This window comes from Arthrobacter sp. StoSoilA2, from assembly GCF_019977195.1.
GTDB lineage: Bacteria > Actinomycetota > Actinomycetes > Actinomycetales > Micrococcaceae > Arthrobacter.
Map to the genome: position 1 here is coordinate 1,123,121 of NZ_AP024643.1, position 18,662 is coordinate 1,141,782.

General features: G+C 61.4%; 11 protein-coding genes. 8 read left to right on the forward strand and 3 right to left on the reverse strand.

The features are described 5' to 3' along the window. Positions 1 to 5: 5 nt before the first annotated feature. The 3 genes from LDN82_RS05255 to LDN82_RS05265 form a co-directional block, all read right to left on the reverse strand. Positions 6 to 2,594, reverse strand: coding sequence for a GH32 C-terminal domain-containing protein (locus LDN82_RS05255; RefSeq protein WP_224166605.1), 2,589 nt, complete (start codon positions 2,592 to 2,594; stop codon positions 6 to 8). 124 nt (positions 2,595 to 2,718) lie between these two features. Further along, positions 2,719 to 3,924, reverse strand: coding sequence for a NosD domain-containing protein (locus tag LDN82_RS05260; protein ID WP_224166606.1), 1,206 nt, complete (start codon positions 3,922 to 3,924; stop codon positions 2,719 to 2,721). A 179-nt stretch (positions 3,925 to 4,103) separates the two neighbouring features. Further along, positions 4,104 to 4,286 carry a hypothetical protein gene (locus LDN82_RS05265; RefSeq protein ID WP_224166607.1) on the reverse strand — a complete coding sequence of 61 codons (183 nt, stop codon included), beginning with the start codon at positions 4,284 to 4,286 and terminating at the stop codon, positions 4,104 to 4,106. Between the two features lie 384 nt (positions 4,287 to 4,670). On the opposite strand from LDN82_RS05265, the gene LDN82_RS05270 reads away from it, so the two are divergent. The 8 genes from LDN82_RS05270 to LDN82_RS05305 all read left to right on the forward strand — a co-directional run bounded on the left by LDN82_RS05270 (position 4,671) and on the right by LDN82_RS05305 (position 18,588). Further along, positions 4,671 to 5,951 carry a sugar ABC transporter substrate-binding protein gene (locus LDN82_RS05270; RefSeq protein ID WP_224166608.1) on the forward strand — a complete coding sequence of 427 codons (1,281 nt, stop codon included), beginning with the start codon at positions 4,671 to 4,673 and terminating at the stop codon, positions 5,949 to 5,951. Between the two features lie 85 nt (positions 5,952 to 6,036). Continuing rightward, positions 6,037 to 6,924: a sugar ABC transporter permease gene (locus tag LDN82_RS05275; protein WP_224091233.1), complete on the forward strand. Its 888-nt coding sequence runs from the start codon at positions 6,037 to 6,039 to the stop codon at positions 6,922 to 6,924. Then, positions 6,924 to 7,877 (forward strand): carbohydrate ABC transporter permease, encoded by a 954-nt coding sequence (locus LDN82_RS05280; protein WP_224166609.1) that lies wholly within the window; start codon positions 6,924 to 6,926, stop codon positions 7,875 to 7,877. The genes LDN82_RS05275 and LDN82_RS05280 overlap by 1 nt, the downstream gene beginning before the upstream one ends. Positions 7,878 to 7,923: 46 nt before the next feature. Continuing rightward, complete coding sequence (locus LDN82_RS05285; RefSeq protein WP_224166610.1) at positions 7,924 to 9,333, forward strand: right-handed parallel beta-helix repeat-containing protein; 1,410 nt, start codon at positions 7,924 to 7,926, stop codon at positions 9,331 to 9,333. A gap of 15 nt (positions 9,334 to 9,348) precedes the next feature. After that, on the forward strand, positions 9,349 to 10,401 hold the full coding sequence (locus LDN82_RS05290) for a LacI family DNA-binding transcriptional regulator (protein WP_224166611.1): 1,053 nt from the start codon (positions 9,349 to 9,351) through the stop codon (positions 10,399 to 10,401). Further along, the gene (locus LDN82_RS05295) at positions 10,398 to 11,942 is read left to right on the forward strand and encodes a glycoside hydrolase family 32 protein (protein WP_224166612.1); all 1,545 of its coding nucleotides are present in this window, start codon (positions 10,398 to 10,400) and stop codon (positions 11,940 to 11,942) included. The genes LDN82_RS05290 and LDN82_RS05295 overlap by 4 nt, the downstream gene beginning before the upstream one ends. A gap of 100 nt (positions 11,943 to 12,042) precedes the next feature. After that, positions 12,043 to 14,034, forward strand: a complete 1,992-nt coding sequence (locus LDN82_RS05300) for a DUF5107 domain-containing protein (protein ID WP_224166613.1) — start codon at positions 12,043 to 12,045, stop codon at positions 14,032 to 14,034. A gap of 168 nt (positions 14,035 to 14,202) precedes the next feature. Then, positions 14,203 to 18,588, forward strand: a complete 4,386-nt coding sequence (locus tag LDN82_RS05305; RefSeq protein ID WP_224166614.1) for a glycoside hydrolase — start codon at positions 14,203 to 14,205, stop codon at positions 18,586 to 18,588. Positions 18,589 to 18,662: the final 74 nt, after the last annotated feature.

Below are 18,662 nucleotides of genomic sequence, written 5' to 3' on the forward strand. Positions count from 1 at the left end.
CCGGATCAGCCTCCCCAGATTGCCTGGTTCAGGGGAGTTACCGCCAGGCTTTCGAGCCGTGCGGTTCCTCCTTCCGAGAAAACCGAGATGCTGGTGGCCCCGGCGCTTGGAAAGACCTGGTCCGTGATGGTGGTCAGGCCGTCCTGGGCGAAGAGCTCCACTGATGCACGGTCCACGTACAGGCGCAGGCGGAGCCTGCCATTGATCAACTCGACCCGCGGATCCTCTACTGAGCTGAAGGCTGGATGGAATCCCTCGTTGCCCGAGTTGGTCCTGTCGACGGAGAGGCGTTTGGTGGCCGGAACGTAGCCGATGCGGGTTGCTTCGGTTCCGTTATCGAGGACTTTCACGCCAAACGCCGACGCCGTCCCCGGAGAGAACTCGGCGTCAATCTGCACCACGTCACCTGTAATGGGAAGTGTGGTTGTTCCTGACGCGATGTCCTGGGCTGACGCCGTGTATGCGGCCGCAGTGTTCTTCAATGCATCGGCCTGGGACACCACCTGCTGTCGCAGCCGCGGACCCGCGGACGTCTGGGTTAGTACCACTTCACGTGGCAACGCCATGGTTCCGCGCCACGTGGTGGTGGGAGTGTCCTGACCGTAGTCCCAGTTGTTCATCCAGCCCAGCATGATGCGCTTGCCGTTGGGAGCATTGTTGAAGGACACCGTGGCGTAGTAGTCCCTGCCCCAGTCCAGCCAATCGTGCTGTTCCAGGTGGGAGGCATCGGAGGAAACGAACTCGTCGGCCAGGATGTGTCCCCAGCCGCCGCGGTTGTTGTCCACGATCTTGATGGTGGCCTGGCTGCCCTTGTAGGCGCTGACGTCCCAGGCTTTCCACTCCAGATGTTCGGAATCGCTGCCGGTGGCGGTACGGACGGTCTGGCCATTGACCACAAGGTTCACTGTGGTTTCAGCGCTCCTGGGCTTCGCCTGCTCCGAGCCTAACACCATGTTGTCCAGAGTCAGGTGGCCCCAGGGCCCGGTTGCGTTATCAACAATTCGGATGCGGGCGATCTGGCCGTACCAGGGGGAAACGTCCCAATTCTGCCAGTTCAGGTCCCCTGAATTCGTACCGGTGGCAGTGCGCACAGGCACGCCGCCAACCAGCAGCTCAACCTGGAGTTCGCCGCCGCTGCGGTTGCCGCCGCCCAGGAGGAAGCCGATGTTGGTGTTGGTCAGGTAAAACTCAGGGGACGTGATGGTGCCGACGTTGTTGTCCTGGTTCGGGCCGCCTTCGAAGGTGTTGATCCGTTTTCCAATGGCGAATTCACCGCCCGACGTCGAGGGGTTAAGTGCCGCCTGGAAGTCACCCGTTAGCTGCCAGCCAGCTTGCGTGAGCGTTCCGGGGTAGTCGAAGCCGTCGAAGAGCAGATAGCCCGGTGGCGCCTGGTTTCCTGACTGCTTGCCGGCTTCCTGCGGGTGTTTACCGCCGCCGGCGAGGAAGTTGAGGTAGTCCTTGTCCAGCGTGAAAGGTGCTGATTCCATGGTGCCCACGGGAGCATCTCCACCGTGGAAGCCGTTAACCAGCCCGGCTCCGATGTTGCCAGTAACCGCCATCTGTCCAGAAAGACTTCCGGAGGCGGGGGCGCTTCCCCAAGGCCCGGAACTGTTCGAAGGATCGTTCTGGATGTTCCAGCCGCTGTAATTGCCACTGTTGAAGCCGGCAAGGACGTTTCCGGGGGGAAGCTGGCCCGGGGGATCGATATTTTCGGCGGCGAAGGAAGTGCCGTTGAAGGTTCCTACGAAGTATTGTCCGCCGCTGCCGCCTGCGACGGCTCCGGGGTTGATGTTCACCGAGAGGACCCACTTGACGTTGTTCGGGTCTCCATCGACGGCGAGTGGGAACAGATCAGGGCATTCCCACTGCCCTCCGGTGGCATTTGCGGGACCGAAGTCATCCAGGTAGTTCCATTGCTTCAGGTCATTGCTTTTATAGAAGAGGACGCGGTGCTCGTCGGCTTCAACGGCTGCCATGACCCAGTAGTCCGGGCCGGTGGGGGAGTCGTACCAGAAGACTTTGGGGTCGCGGAAGCTTGACGTGTTCCTGTTCAGGACCGGGTTGTTGCCGTACTTGGTCCAGGTCTGTCCGTCGTCGGTGCTGAATGCCAATGACTGGGCCTGTTTACCGGCGAGGGTGGGGTGGGCCGCAGTGTAATTGCTCGTGTAGATGGCCACCAATGGCGGATTCTGGACACTCCCCAGCCCGCTGGTGTTCTGGGTGTCCACCACTACTGATCCGGAGAAGATTTCCTCGATCACCTGGCCGGATGCGTTGAAACTCCGTGGAATGGCGAGTGGTTGTTCCTCCCAGTGGATCAGGTCGGTGGAGGAAGCGTGGCCCCAGCTCATGTCTCCCCACCGTGTTCCGTTGGGGTTGTACTGGTAATACATGTGGTATTTCCCGTTGTGGAAGACGAGTCCGTTGGGATCGTTCATCCAGTTCGCTTCCGGCGTGTAGTGCAGGTACGGGCGGTATTGCTGGGTGGCCGGATCAGGATCGGTGGCCTGGGCGGTGGTGGCAATGGAGAATGAGGCAGCGGTGAGTGCCACGGCCGCCCCAATCGACATCAGGGCTTTGGTGCGTCTTGTCATCGTTGACAGACCTTTCGTCAGGGGCTTGCGATGCAGGATGACGACGGCGGACACGCCTGAAGGGCGACGCCCGCCGTCGTGCTATTCGCTATTCATATTCACGTCGTGCGATGACGCCGTGAAGTTACGGCGTTGCCCTGAACGCGTAGTTGGACGCGTAGCGAACCACCTGGTTGCTATCGCCGCTGTCCAACACTTTGGACCCTGAAGTCGATGCGTCCAGGACCACTGTGTGCACCGCGATGGCCGAGACGGTGTTGTTGGTGGCGATGTAGTTGTTGTTACCGGATGCCACCAGGATGATGGTGGGCGTCTGCCCCGACGGCGTGACCGATCCCGAGGCGACGTCGTAGCTGAAGTGGTTTCCAATGACGGTGTTGTTGCTGCCCGCTATGTGCACCAGGCCGAACAGATCATCCAAACCGTTGTTGTAAGGCTTGAGGGGATCGAACGGTTCCATCTGGCGCAGGAAGTGGTTTGCCCCAACGAGGTTTTCGGTGCAACTGCCCTCGAAGTTCACCATGCCGGGGTAGAAGGCATGAAAGCGGTTGGACGTAATGGAGGAGCGCGTGCAGTTCTTGAAGTGCACGCTGCTCTTACCCCGGGGGAAAACGTTGTTGCCCGTGACCAGCAAGCCCATGTGCCCCTCGGCGAAGATCGAGAATCCCACGAAGCCGGCGCCAATGAGGTTGTCGGTGACTTTCGAGGCCTGGCCCGATCCTGTCAGTTCCACGCATGATCCACATTCAGCAAAGAAGTTGCTGCTCACGCTCAGGGCATCTGTATCCCTCACCACAAGCCCGTGCTCGAGGTACACCATTCCCATGCGCTCCACCCGGCAGGAATCGTTGGCAGAGTCGAAGCGGATGCCTGTTTTCCCGTTGGTGTAGTCGTTCTCGTTGGAGCCGAAGGAGACTCCGTCAAGGCAGAAGTTCTCGAACACCACCCCACTGATTCGTGGATCACCTGTGCGGTAGACCCGGAAGGCGTCCGTGTTCCCGTCAGTGTTTTCCACCCTGACGCGGCTGGCGCCGGGGTTGATCTCGTGCCAGGCCGATGTGTTGCCAGCGTTGTAGCGGATGCTCAACGAGGTGAAGCCATGGCCCGATCCACGGATGGTCAGGAAGCTGATGTCCACATTCACCCTGGTCTTCAGGGAATAGTCTCCCGGCGGGATGTAGATGACAGCACCTGGCTTGGACGCCTGGCTGGTCTGCTGGCTCTTGATGTCAGCGATGATGCTGTTGATGATGAGCCCGATGTCGTTGTACGGGGTGGCGGACGGATTCCCTGGAACGCTCCAGGCGGTGACGTCGTAGACGGTGGTCAAAGCTGGTTCTCCTCACATCGTTGGGGGACTGTACTGTGCTGCTTCTCTTCAAGTGCGACCGGAACCGCCGGCGCCGTGCTCTGCATGCTCGCTCGTGCCTCGCTTAGACGCATGCTGCCGCACGCCTCCGGTGGTTCCCGGTGGTACTACAGACGGGTGGTTCTACAGAGACGGTTGCTTTACAAAACGCCGATCAGGTGGCGGTGCCCTTGGGGCTGAGTACCGGCGTCGGGCGTTGCGACCACCTGCCCTGGTGCCGCGGCAGCAGCGCTGCCCGTGGCTGCCACGGCGAAGGCAACTGCCGCCGATGCGGTAAGCGCGCGGAGTACACTTCGTCGGCTGATGTCCGGGATGGGTTTCATGCGTTCTCCTGTGAATAGGGTCCCCAAGCGGGGACGCTGGCGAGAGGTGGGAAGGGGCCGGACCAAGGGGTGGAAACCGGCGGACGGGATAACGATCCGCCTAATGAACTGGCGTCGGCCTAAAGAACAGTCGTGAGCCGGAAGAGGCACAACCCGTGCCAAAACCTGCCCACATCAGCCAAAATATGCCAAAACGGTTTAGCTGCCTGCGACGATGACTCTAGGGGTGGGCCATCAAGCTCGTCAAGAGCTTGGGGGAGCCAAAATGTGACGCTTGACATACCCCGGAAATCGGGCCTATGGTGTTGCCAAGTCGTTTTGGCAAAACGATTCTTCATCCCCACGGAATCTTTCACATCCCGTTCAAAGAGAAAGTCGACAGCGATGTCCACTCGAAAGACCATCTCCAGACTCGTCACACTCGGCGGCCTCTGCACTGCCGTCGCACTAGCAGCTACGGGTTGCGGTGCCGGGGGCCCCGCACCAACATCCGGAAGCGCGTCCAGCACTGTCAACGTCCTGGTGGAAGCAGGCGGCCACGCCGAGCTCACAGGCGTTGCCGAGCAATGCAAGAAAGACACCGGCCTCAACGTCAACTTCGTCGAACTGCCCTATGACGGTATGTTCAACCGGCTCTCCAGCGAGTTCTCCTCCGGCAACGTTTCCTTCGACGTCGCGGCGTTGGACTCCGTGTGGCTCCCCAGCTTCAAGGATGCAGTCCAGCCAATCGATGAACTGTTCACAGATGAAGCGAAGAAGGACATCTTCCCCGCCCTCGTGAAGGAAGCCAACGTTGATGGCCACTTCATCGGCATGCCTGCCTGGACCAACGCAGAGATCATCCTGTACCGCAAGGATCTCTTCGAGGACGCCAAGAACAAGGCAGATTTCAAGGCAAAGTACGGCTATGAACTGGCAGCTCCCACCACGTGGAAGCAGTACCAGGACATTTCCGAATTCTTCACCAAGGACGGCATGTACGGCACGGACGTGAAGGGCGCCGTGGAAACGGAATGGCTCGCACACGTCCTGCAGGCAGGCTCGCCAATGGTCCTTGATGCGAACAACAACGTGCTCATCGATAACGCTGCCCACAAGGAAGCGCTCGACTTCTACGTCAGCCTCACCAAGTCCGCCCCTCCTGGTGCTGCACAGGTTGACTGGGCGGCGGCACAGAACCTGTTCAACCAGGGCAAGACCGCTATGACCCGCTTCTGGGCACACGCCTACCGGCAGATCCCCAAGGACTCTCCCGTAGCAGGCAAGGTTGGAGCTGCAGCGATGATTGGCGGCAGCGCCGGCGTCGCGGGTGTTCCGGGCCCGTGGTACCTGTCAGTACCCAAGGCGACCAAGAACGCTGATGCCGCCAAGAAGTTCATCAAGTGCGCGTACGACCACAACAGCATGGGTGTGGAATCCAGCCTTGGACTCGCCTCCCGCATCTCAGCATTTGAGAAGTACCAGAACCAGCCAGGCTACGAGAGCTTCAAACCGCTGATTGAAACGCTCAACGGCAAGGCAACCGCAACGCGTCCGGCAACAGCCAAGTGGCAGCAGATTGTGGACACCGTGCTGGTGCCGCTCCTGCAGAAGGCTGTGGCCGGCGGCGACTCCGCCACCCTCCTGGCTGACGCCAAGAAGCAGATCCAGGACCTCCTCAAGTAAAGGCTCCGCGGCCGGCACCAGCAGACTCAGCCGGTGCCGGCCGCGGCCCCAACCAACAGAGCCCCAACAAACAGAAGAGAAAATCGTGCGTATCTCCGATCGCCGCTTCGCCCTATACCTGATGACCCCAGCGGCGCTGTTCCTGGCCGTGTTCGTGGCCTACCCGCTATTCCGCCTCGTCGCGGACAGCTTCTTCAAGATCTCGCCCATCGCGGGCGGCCCGCGTGACTTTGTCGGATTCCAAAACTATGCGGCAGCGTTCGCCTCCGAAGCCTTTATGGGTGCCGGCTGGCGGACCTTGGCTTACACAGTGGTGGTGGTGACGCTCGAGTTCGCGCTCGGCCTTGGGATGGCTCTCCTGTTCACCACGCTGGGACGCAAGTCCCAGATTTGGCGAACGGTGTTCCTTTACCCGCTGATGATTGCGCCGATCGTGGCCGGCCTGCTCTGGAAGTTCCTGATGATCGATAACTTCGGCCTCATCGGGACGCTCCTGCACCAAGCGGGCATCCTCTCAAACCCCAACCAGATCGGCTGGCTCTCGGACCCGGACATCGTGCTGTTCTCGGTAGCCGTCCCGGATATCTGGCTCACGACGTCCTTCATGTGCCTGGTGCTGTTCGCCGGCCTCCAAAACATCCCCGGCGACCTCATCGAGGCAGCCCGCCTGGACGGCGCCAAGGCACCGGCGCTCCTGTTCCAGATCATCCTTCCGCTCCTCCGCCCGGTGATCGCCGTGGCACTGGTGGTCCGCGGAATCGATGCCGCCCGGGCCTTTGACACAATCCTCATCCAAACCAACGGCGGCCCGCAGTCCGCCTCCGAAACCATGAGCCTGTTGATCTACCGGACCATGATCCGCTTCGGCGATCCCGGCCTGGCCAGCGCCATGGGCACTATCTACCTGCTGGCGATGCTCGCCGTCGCATTCTTCGCGGTGGCCACCATCTGGCGGCCAGGAAAGGACAACTGATGCGCGTCGCCGAACGAACAAAGCCCGACGGCGGGAAGGCGCCTGCCGTGAGTGCCAGGAGTTCCGTTTCAACCGCCACGCATGTTGCCCCGCGCAAGCGCCGCGGCGTCAACCGCGAAGGCCTGGAAGCCGGCCGCCGCAGCACCAGGACCATTCTGTGGATCCTGCTGGCCGCGGCCATGGTGCTGTACGGATTCCCGTTCTTGTACCTGCTGTTTACGTCTTTCAAGACCCCGATCGACACCATCGCCGTTCCACCTACCATCCTCCCCAAAGAATGGACCCTGGAGAATTACGCGAACGCCCTTGGCCGTAGCGGTGTGCTGGCTTCCTTCATAAACAGCATCCAGACCGCAATCATCAGCACCCTGCTGTCGTTGGTCCTGGCCGTCCCGGCAGCCTATGGCATCACGCGCTACAAGACTCCGAGCGGCCGGGTGTTCATCATGGCCGCGCTGGTCACCCGCATGGTGCCGCCGGTAGCAATCGGCATTCCGCTGGCATCCATGATGGCTTCGGCTGGTTTGGCGGATACCCCGATCGCATTGTCCATTGCCCACACCACCATTTCCTTGCCGCTGTCCATCTGGCTGATGTCCAGCTTCTTCGAGGCCGTTCCCCGCGACCTGGAAGAGGCTGCAACGGTGGATGGCTGCAGCAGGCTCGGCGCGCTCTGGCGGGTAGTGATCCCGGTGGTTTCCGGAGGCATCGCCGTCACCGCGATCTTCGCCTTCCTCGCATCATGGAACGAGTTCCTCTTCGCACTCCTGATGACCGCCATCCGATCCCAGACGACCCCAGTGGTCATCGCGAACTTCCAGACCCAGTTCGGCCTGGACTGGGGATCCATGACGGCGCTGGCCGCCGTTTACTCCATCCCGGTCATCCTTCTCACCCTTCTCTTGCAGCGCAAGATTGTCGCAGGCATGACGCTCGGCGCCGTTAAGGGCTGAGAACCGGCAAGGGCTGGGAAACCACACCACAAAAAGGGCAGAAGCTATGTCAAGCAACAACTACTACGACGTGACTACGTGGCCGGTTGGCAACCCGGCGCAGGACGTCGGCGAGGTCATCAACAGCATCATCGCCGATATCAAGGACCGGCAGGCAGCCACCGATGTGAACAACGGAGGAAAGCCGGGAGCGGTGATCTACCTGCCACCCGGGGACTACCACCTCCGTACGCAGGTGGTGATCGATATCAGCTTCCTCAGGATCCAGGGCTCGGGACACGGCTTTACGTCTTCGAGTATCCGGTTCAACGTTCCTGAAGAGGAGTGGCCTGATCTGCATGAGCTGTGGCCCGGAGGAAGTCGCATTATTGTCGATCTTCCGCCCGCCTCGGACGGGGAGGGCGGGGACGGGGAGGGCTCGGACGGAGCCAAGGGGGCGGCCTTCTACATTGAGCGAAGCGGGAGCCCCCGGATCAGCTCGGTGGAGTTTTCCAACTTCTGCATCGACGGCTTGCACTTCACCCCCGACGGCTCGGGGCTGCCAGCGGAAAACACTTATGTGAATGGCAAGACCGGTATCTATGTGGCGAGCGCCAACGACTCATTCCGCGTCACGGGGATGGGGTTCATCTACCTTGAGAACGCCCTCACGATCCATAACGCCGACGCGCTGTCCATTCACGATAACTTCATCGCCGAGTGTGGAAGCTGCATCGAGTTGCGCGGTTGGGGACAGGCGTCCAAGATCACCGACAATTTGATCGGGGCAGGTTTCAAGGGCCACTCGATCTACGCCAGGAACCATGGCGGGCTCCTGATAACCGCGAACAACATCTTCCCCAGGGGTGCGAGCAGCGTCTATTTGGACGGCGTCACGCGTTCAAGCGTCACCAACAACCGTCTGCACTCGTTCTACCCCGGGATGGTGGTCCTTGCCGCGAACAGTTCCGAGAACCTGGTGGCAACGAACCACTTCCTGCGTGACCATGAGCCCTGGACACCCTTCCTGGGAGTCGATAACGGTCTGGACGATCTTTACGGGCTTCTCTGCGTTAGCGGGAGCAACAACTCTGTGGTGGGCAACCACTTCTCCGAGGTCATCGACGCACAGAGCATCCGTCCCGCAGGTGCGACGCCGGTCATCATCCGTTTGTTGGAGGGGGCTGGAAACTTCGTCTCCAACAACCATGTGGTGGCGATGGACGTTCACTCCACATCCAGTGATTCCTGCTTCTCTGCCCAGGTGGACGCCCTGCTGACCACAGGTGCTTCCGACGGGCTCGCTGTTACGGCCGTCCTGGTCGAATCCGGATCCGCCCGGAATACGGTCCTGGATTCCGGGACTGACGCGCAGGTTATTGCAGATAGGACTGTCAACGCCTTGAGGGCCACGCCGACAGTCGGTTTCCAGCCGGCACATGCTGATTCGATCGCAGGATCAGCACCAACATCATGAGGACGTGGGGGACCAATGACCAATAGATCAGTGGGTATCAAGGATGTGGCGGCAGAGGCCGGGGTTTCGGTCACCACCGTCTCCCACGTCCTGAACGATGTTGCCTACGCCCGGGTCGGCGCCAGAACCAGGGAACGGGTCCAGGAAGCCGCGCACCGTCTGGGGTACGGCCCTAACCGGCTGGCACAAGCCCTGCGGACGCAACGTTCAGGGATGATCGGGTTCATCAGCGAGGAAATCGCTACCACGCCGCATGCAGGCAGGATCATCCTCGGCTCAGAGGAAACTGCCAAGCGCCGGGGCTACAACATCATGATCATCAACTCCACCAGCACCAGCTCCCAGGAGTCCAAGGAAAGCCAGGTGGCGGACCTGCTGGACCGGCAAGTGGACGGCATCCTGTACGCCACGATGTATCACCGGAAGCTGACTGTGCCCGGGAATCTGGCAGGACTGCCTGCAGTCCTGGTGGACTCCGAAGACATCAGCCACACTGTTTCCTCCGTCATCCCCGACGAGGTGGGTGGAGCAAGGTCGGCCGTGCAGACATTGATCGACGCCGGCCACACCCGGATCGGGATGCTGAACAACACCGACGACGTGCCTGCAACCCACTCCCGGTTGCGCGCCTTCAAGGAAACGTTGGCAGACGCCGGGCTGCCGTTCCACGAACAACTGGTCCAGTCCGAGCATTCGGAGATGCCTGGTGGCTACCAGGCGGCGCTGCGCCTGCTGAAACCTGAGAGCCGGCCAACGGCCGTGTTCTGCTACAACGACCGCATGGCCATGGGCGCCTACCGGGCCGCTGCGGAACTCGGTCTCAGGATTCCGGAGGACATCTCCTTCGTCGGTTTCGACAACCAGGAGCTCATTGCCGAAAACCTTTACCCTGCGCTGACAACGGTGGCACTGCCACACTACGAGATGGGCGCATGGGCAACGGAAAACCTGATCGATGCCATCGAAGGGAAAACCGACCTGCAGCTGTTCGCCACCCACCCCACCGTTCTTCCCTGCCCCATGGTTCTTCGCGATTCCGTCGCATCCCTCCCGAAAGACCTCCGATGACTGAAACAACAACCCACCGTGCCGGTCCCGGCGAAGACGCCGCCCCATCGGTGCGCCCGATCCTTCACTACACGGCCAGGAACACCTGGCTGAACGACCCCAACGGACTGGTTTGGCACGGGGGCCTCTACCACCTCTTCTACCAAAACAACCCGTTCGACAACGTCTGGGGCAACATGTCCTGGGGGCATGCCACCTCAACAGACCTCCTGCACTGGACTGAACACCCGGTTGCCATCGCCTGCGACGAGGAAGAAGACGTGTTTTCCGGCAGCATCGTGGTGGACCACGGCAATACGTCGGGCTTCGGCACAAAGGAAGATCCGGCGTTGGTGGCCATCTACACGAGCGCCTTCAAGGAAGGCTCGACGCATCGAGGGACACAGGCCCAGTCCCTCGCGTTCTCCACGGATGGCGGCATGACCTGGAGCAAATATGCAGGCAATCCGGTGCTTGGCCGGGGCTCGGCCCATTTCCGGGATCCCAAGGTTTTCCGCTATGAGGGATCTGCCGGGTCCTGCTGGGTGATGGTGGCCGTGGAGGCCCAGCATCAGCAGGTTGTTATGTACCGCTCGGACAATCTGAAGGACTGGGAATACCTGAGTACTTTCGGCCCCGCGAACTCGTCGGAAGGCGAATGGGAATGCCCGGACTTGTTCCCGCTCCCCGTCGATGGCAATCCGGAGAACGTCAAGTGGGTCCTGGTGGTTAACGTCAATCCTGGTGCCGTGGCCGGTGGCTCGGGAGGGCAGTACTTCGTGGGCCACTTCGATGGCGTGCGGTTTACTGCCGATCCTGATTCGCTCGTTTCACCGGACGCTGACGGGACCATCGATCTCAGGCAATGCCTGTGGCTGGACTGGGGACGTGACTACTATGCAGCGGTCTCCTTCAGCGACACTCCGGACAACCGCCGCATCATGATCGGTTGGATGAACAACTGGGACTATGCCAACTCCTTGCCTACGGCCCCGTGGCGCTCGGGCATGTCGCTTGCCCGCGAGGTTGAACTCGCGACTGTAGAGGGCTTGCCGCGCCTGGTGCAGCAGCCGGTGCTTCTGCCGGTGTTGCCGCTGGATTCCGGGACGCCGGCCAGCATTCTTCAGGATGCCGAACTTCACGACTCCGCGGTGCAACTGCCCGACGCCATGACCGGATCAGCCCAGCTGATCGAGGCTGAGATCCTGCCCGGCTCGGCCCGGACCATTGCGTTCAGGCTTTTGTGCGCCCCGGACGGGAGCGCCGCAACGGTTCTCAGCTTTGATGCCGTAACGAGTCAGCTCATCCTGGATCGCCGCAATTCCGGCAACACTGCCTTCCACGAAAAGTTTGCGTCGGCAGAGTCGGCGCCAGTGAAGCTCGACGGCGGTGTGCTGAGGCTGCGTATTATCGTGGACCAGTCGGTGGAGGTCTTCGCCCAAGACGGCAGCGTTGTCCTGAGTGATCTTGTTTTTCCCCTGCCCGGGAGCCTGGGCACAGATCTGCGCGTGGAAGGCGGCACGGCCACTGTCCGGAAACTGGCCGTCAGCTCACTGTCCTGATCCCGAGGCTCCCCGAACGGTAGAGGGAGGTCTGGCGCCGGCTGCCCGGTCCGAGGAGACTGTGGGTGTGGACGTTGATTCCTCACGAACGGATACGGACATGGCCGCCACGTCACCTTCCCATCCCACTGTCACCACCATTTCTCTGACGATGGCCGATATTGGCCCACTGAACCCCTTGCCCGTGGTGGCCGCGGAGCTCGATCAGCCGTACACCGTGGGCGAGGGAGTGCCGGAAGAACTTCAGGCGGCCGCCCGCTACGGTGTAGTGCCCAATGTGTTCCCGTACCTCATGCAGGATGGCTATAGCCGGGAGGCGGCACCCAAGGAGCTGCCCGCCGTCGTGCTTGAGAACAGCAAACTCAAGGCGACCGTCATACCGTCCCTGGGCGGCCGTATTTGGGAATTGTTCGATAAAGCGACGGCTAAGCAGCTCCTCCACACGCACGACGCGCCCCAGCTGGCCAACATCGCGCTGCGAAAGGCGTGGTTCGCGGGAGGCTTGGAGTGGAACATTGGCACGCGCGGCCACTCGCCCACCAGCTGCGATCCACTGCACACGGCGATCGTCCACACCGCGGACGGAAAGCACATCCTTCGCGTGTGGGAGTTCGAACGGCTCCGGGAAGTGGTGTTCCAAGTGGACATATGGTTGCCTGCCGAATCGGAGGTGCTGTTCGCGGCGGTGCGCATCCGCAACCCGAATGACCATGACGTTCCCATGTATTGGTGGAGCAACGCAGCCATTCCGGAGACGGACCGCACCCGGGTGATCGCGCCGGCCGACGAAGCATTTGGCAGCGACTACGCCACGGACATCACCCGCGTCCGGCCGACAAACCACAACGGCTATGACGGCACGTGGTTGGTCAACAGCCCGCACGCCGCCGATTTCTTCTTTGATATTGATCCATCCGAACGTCGCTGGGTTGTGGCTGCGGACGACGACGGCGACGGGCTGGCGATGCTATCCACGAGCCGGCTGAGGGGCAAGAAGCTTTTCGTCTGGGGACAAGGCCAGGGCGGTAAACGGTGGCAGCAGTGGTTGAGCCCGGGTGCCGGCCCTTACGCCGAGATCCAGGCTGGCCTGGCGAGAACCCAGTTTGAGCATTTGTCCATGCCGGCGGGTGCGGAATGGTCGTGGGTGGAAGCGTACGGGAACGGGCATCTGGACCCGGAAACGTCCCACGGATCGGATTGGGATGCGGCCGTGGCCCATGCCGGCCAGCGGCTTGAGGAACTCCTTGCGCACGAGGACCTGAAGGCAATGCTGCCCGCCGCCATCACCGACGCTGACGTCCCGCCATCCACCATGGTGCTCCACGGCAGTGGCTGGGGAGTCGTGGAGCGGGCACGGCGCCGCACGACGGACAAGGGCTGGATTGACGAGAGCGGCACCCCGTTCGTAGATGAAAGCATCACGGGGGAGCAGGAACCATGGCTGGAACTGCTGAAAGGAAAAGCGTTCGACGGCGCGCCCGGCTTTGTTGCCGGAGCTGACTGGGAGGAACTGCTGGCGGGACAGGAAAGTCCTGAGGCTCGCTTCCACGTGGCCACCATGAGGCATGCCAGGCAGGATCTGGAGGGAGCCAAGGCGGCCTACCGTGGGGTGCTTGCTGCCGAGGGCGTTCAGCAGCGGACTTTGGCGCTCGCCCATCGCGGATTGGGGTTGGCGTTATTGGCCGACGGCATCGATGGCGAGGGTCTGGATGAACTCAGGAGCGGGGTTCAGGCCGACCCCTCCAACAGGGCATTACTCACCGAGGCTGTGACACTCAGCATCCGCCATGACCACCCGGCCCAGGCGCTGGAACTGCTGGAGTCCGCGCCCAGGCTGGAGTCCGAGCGCAGGCTGGAGTCCGAGCCCAAGCTGGAGTCCGAGCCCAAGGAGGGCGGCGCCGTCGGGCGTTTGAGGTTCCTCAAGGCCCTGGCACTAGCCCGTGTGGGCAAGGCAGGCGATGCTGCAGCCATCCTGCGCGAAGGGGTAGAGATACCGGACCTCCGCGAGGGCGAGGATGCCATAGCGGCGCTGTGGGAAGAAGTCTGTCCCGGTGAGCCAGTGCCCTTCGACTACCAATTTGGAATGCACTAGGGGACTGCTTTCGCGCCATTCCAAAAGGGAAGGCGCTATCCCGTCTTCGGCCTGAAAATGCCGGGCGGGGCGAGTAAGAAATCAACCCTTGACGGGTGATCCACGTCACGATATGTTTACGTAAACTCATCTATGTTCACGTAAACATGAACGGATTGGATTTAGACAATGTTGTCGACCTCGAATGGATCGTGGCGCCATCGCATAGGAGCGGCGGTTGCCGCATCCTCGCTCGCCCTGGCTGGACTTCCCCTCTTACCTTCCGTGGCTGCCGCCGCGGAGGATCCTGTGCTCCTGACTCCCAACCCTGCCCAGGCCGGGCCGTCCTTCAAAGGATGGGGCACCAGCCTGGTCTGGATGGCAAATGCCACCGGACAGTACCCGGAAGCCATCCGCAATGACCTCATCAACAAGGTCTTCGGTGACGATGGACTCAACCTCAACATCGCGCGCTACAACATCGGAGGTGGCAACGCCACCGATATCCCGGATTACCTCAGGCCGGGCGGCGCCGTTCCGGGTTGGTGGAACCCCAATGCCGGACTCTCTGACCAAAATGGTCCTATTACATCCAGCTACGCAGACCGGGACCGGATGCTGGCAGCGTGGACCGGGGACAACGCCTCCGACTACAACCTCCAGGCGGATACGTCGCAGCGCGCCTGGATTGCTGCGATCAAGGACAAGGTCACTACGTGGGAAGCATTCAGCAACTCGCCGCCCTATTTCATGACTGAAAGCGGCTACGTTAGCGGTGGGTTCAACGGAAACTCGGACCAGATCAAGCCGGCGGCAATCGGTAAGTTCGCCAATTACCTTAAGACCGCGGCCCAGCAGGTGGAGCAGTCCCAAGGCATTCAGTTCGACACCATCAATCCGCTCAATGAGCCCAATACGGACTATTGGAAGACAACTTTAGGCGGTAATGGCCTGCCCAACGGCGGTGGCCAGGAAGGCGCCCACGCCAGCCCGGCCCTGCAGTCCCAGGTGTTGACTGCCATGGCAGCAGAACTCGCCGAGCCGGGAACCACTACCCAAGCCAAGGTCTCCGGGCCGGACGAGACCTCACCGAGCCGGTTCATCGAGGATTGGAACGGCTGGACTCCGGAAACCAAGCAGGCCGTGAGCCAGCTCAACGTCCACACTTACTCCACTGGTGATCGGATCAGGGTCCGCGACATTGCCAAGTCAACTGGCAAGCCGTTGTCCATGAGCGAAGTGGAGGGCAACTGGGGCGGCGACTCATGGAACCCTGACAGCATGGAAAACGGTCTGGGCATGGCCACCCGCATCACCGATGACCTCCGTGAGCTGGACCCCGAATCCTGGGTGCTCTGGCAGCCGGTTGAAGACCTCTACAACATGGAACTCGGTGAGAAGAAGAACTGGGGATCAGTCTTCATCGACTTCGATTGCAACGCCGACGGAAACTCCGCGCGACGTTTGGCCGATGGTGCTGCGGACCCTTCCTGCCGGACCAAAGTGAACTCCAAATACAACGCCATCCGCAACTTCACCCACTACATCGAACCAGGCGACCGCATCATTCCCACCAGCGACGCCAAGACCACCTCTGCGGTGAAGAACAATGGGACCGGGCTGGTCATGGTGCACACCAACGACTCCGACCAAGCCAAGACCGTTAAGCTGGACCTCTCAAAGTTTGCAGCCATCGCACCAGGGGCAACGGTTACTCCCGTAGTCACCACCGGGTCGCCGTCGACGAACCCCACCGCCAACGCGCTGGTGAGCGGGAACGCAGTGGCAGTTGACGCGGGAACGCGCTCGGCGACTCTGACTGTGCCTGCCAAGTCCGTCACGACTTTCGTCATCAACGGGGCATCCGATGTGGCCGCCGATGCACCCGCAGTAAAGGACGGCCAGTCCTACAGCTTCGTCGGAGTCCAGAGCGGCAGGGCAGTCACGGCTTCGGACGGCTCACCGGCTACGGTGCTTGGTGACAACGTGGCTTCACCCACGCAGGTCTGGAAAGCTACCCGCATTGCAGATGAAGACGGCGCAACCCGTGACCGCTTTGTCCTGAGGCTTGCTGACGGCCGTGCATTGGCCGCAGATGCAAACGGAACGGTCCTTCGTACTCTTACTGACCAGGAAGCCGGCGCGGACCCCTCGGCCCAGTGGCTCTTCAGCACCACTGACGGAACGTCCTTCAGCTTGCTGAACGCCGCGCGCCAACAGGTCCTTGATGTCTCAAACCAGTCCACGGCTTCCGGTTCCTGGATTGGTCTCTGGCCCTCCAATGGCGGAGCGAACCAGGCGTTTACCCTGCGCAACGCCAGTGAGGGCGTCGGCTACACGAGCTTCAGGCCTGGAGAGGATTGGCGGGACAACAACGGAAACCTCCTGCAGGCGCACGGTGGACAGGTAGTGACGTCGAAGGACCCGCAAGGACGTACGATCTATTACCTTTACGGGGAGGATCGCACCAATGGGTACCACTCCTCACCTGGTGTGCACGCCTACAGCTCCTACGATCTTTACAACTGGAAGGATGAAGGAGTTGCCCTGAAGGCAATGTCATCCGCGGACCAGTTCACGAATGATCCCTATTTCCAAAGCCTGTACTCCGGCTACACCACCGAGCAGAAGAACGCCGTTTACCGCGACCTTGGCACCGTGCCCGTAGATGGTCAGACTCCGCCCATCCTTGAGCGACCCAAGGTCATCTACAACGCAGCAACCCACAAGTGGGTCATGTGGGTCCACGCCGATGGCCCCTCGGCGACCTCCACAGCCCAGTACGCCAAGGCCAACGCCGGCGTAGCCATCTCCGATTCGCCGTTCGGCCCGTTCCGCTACATCGACAGCTACCGGCTGCATAAGGCAGCTGCCGGCGACCCGACGAATTTGGCGCCGAACAACCCGGGCATGGCCAGGGATATGAACCTCTTCGTGGACGATGACGGTACGGGATACATCATCTATTCCAGCGAAGAGAACAAGACAATGTTTATCTCCAAGCTCAACGCTGACTACACCTACCTGTCGGCCTCACCCGATACGGCAGTGGAGGGCGTCGACTTCCGGCGCGCGTTCGTCAACGACTCCCGCGAGTCGCCCGCCATATTCAAGTATCAGGGACGCTACTTCATCATCAATTCCGGAACCACCGGCTGGGCGGCGAACCCTGCGCAGTATGGCACCGCTACCAACATCCTTGGCGAGTGGACCGAGATGCCCAACCCATTCACCGGCGACGTCGCTTGGAACTCCAACAATTCGCAGCCCACGTCTGTCATTCCGGTGGATGCGGCAAACGGCAAGTTCATCTACATGGGCGACCGTTGGAACGGCGGATCCGACCAGGCATTGGCAACCGCGCCAATGGTCTGGCTGCCAATCCAAATGGGTGAGGGCGGCAAGTCCATTACGATCCTGTCCCCGTCCGAATGGCGGCTTGGGGACCTCGATGCAAACGCTGGCTGGAACGTCACGGGTGTTCCGTCAAGCCTGGCTGTCGGTGCCTCCTTCAACGTCACATCCGTGACGGTTTCACAGAATGGGCAGAGCTCCACCCAGCCCGTGACCTGGCAGATAACCGGCGACACCAACACTGTTGGAGTCATTACCGCGACCGGCACGCTTCCCGGTTTCGGTAACCGCACCTTCACCCGCACCATCCCCGTTGTCCCGGACGGCGTCCGGTATGCCGTCAACGCCGGGGGTAAGCAAACCGCCGACTGGACAGCCTTGATGGCAGCCCCAGGAGTTGCGGGCTCGGTACTCAACAGCACTCCCGACCAGCCATACGGCCTGGACCCGGCAACGGGCAAGACCTGGGGATATGAAAGCGAAGGCAGCGGGGTTGAAGGCACCGCAGACGGGAACATCTTCACCACGCTGCGCTATGCCGCTGGTGGGCGTGACCTGACGTACCGCTTCAGCAACCTCGCTCCCGGCACCTACACCGTATACGCCGGCTACTACGATCCTTGGGCGCAGTGGGATGACCGTGGTGCGAAGGTGACCGTCAACGGGGCTGTCGTTGAAGCTGACCACGACTACAGCGGGGACTATCAGTCCGCGGCGTACCAGAACGTTACCGTGGGCACCGATGGAAAGATCACCTTTACGCTCAGCCCCACCCGGGGACCCGACGTGCAGCTCAGCTGGCTGATGATCGCCAGCCCGACCCCGACGCCGACCAGCTCTCCGACGCCGACGCCGACCAGCTCTCCGACGCCGACGCCGACCAGCTCACCGACCCCGACGCCGACCAGCTCACCGACCCCGACGCCGAGCCCGACCCTCAATGTAACCGCGACGGCACGCACCAAATGCGTAGGCAAGAAGGTTGTACTGGACGTGCAGGCGAAGAACAACGAAAGCTCTTCCGTGCAGGTGACGTTCACGTCCGTGTTCGGCAGCGCCCTTGTCACTGTCCAGGCCGGCAAGACCGGTATGTACTCCTTCTCCACGCAGGCTGCTTCCATCCAAGGGGGAGTGGTTGGCGTCGAGGCCAAAGGCACGGTCAACGGGCAGTCTGTAACCACAACGAAGCAAGTTGCTTATACAGCCACCTCCTGCAAATGATCCGCATGCCAGCGGTCCCGCTGCTTCAGCGGGCCGCTGGCATGGCCTGACGGGCAAATGAACTCATAGGGGTT

Excerpts from the sequence above, each read along its gene's own strand:
- LDN82_RS05305 (WP_224166614.1), top strand. The coding sequence starts at position 14,203 with ATGTTGTCGACCTCGAATGGATCGTGGCGCCATCGCATAGGAGCGGCG.
- LDN82_RS05290 (WP_224166611.1), top strand. The coding sequence starts at position 9,349 with ATGACCAATAGATCAGTGGGTATCAAGGATGTGGCGGCAGAGGCCGGG.
- LDN82_RS05270 (WP_224166608.1), top strand. The coding sequence starts at position 4,671 with ATGTCCACTCGAAAGACCATCTCCAGACTCGTCACACTCGGCGGCCTC.
- LDN82_RS05255 (WP_224166605.1), bottom strand. The coding sequence starts at position 2,594 with ATGACAAGACGCACCAAAGCCCTGATGTCGATTGGGGCGGCCGTGGCA.
- LDN82_RS05295 (WP_224166612.1), top strand. The coding sequence starts at position 10,398 with ATGACTGAAACAACAACCCACCGTGCCGGTCCCGGCGAAGACGCCGCC.
- LDN82_RS05300 (WP_224166613.1), top strand. The coding sequence starts at position 12,043 with ATGGCCGCCACGTCACCTTCCCATCCCACTGTCACCACCATTTCTCTG.
- LDN82_RS05280 (WP_224166609.1), top strand. The coding sequence starts at position 6,924 with ATGCGCGTCGCCGAACGAACAAAGCCCGACGGCGGGAAGGCGCCTGCC.
- LDN82_RS05285 (WP_224166610.1), top strand. The coding sequence starts at position 7,924 with ATGTCAAGCAACAACTACTACGACGTGACTACGTGGCCGGTTGGCAAC.
- LDN82_RS05265 (WP_224166607.1), bottom strand. The coding sequence starts at position 4,286 with ATGAAACCCATCCCGGACATCAGCCGACGAAGTGTACTCCGCGCGCTT.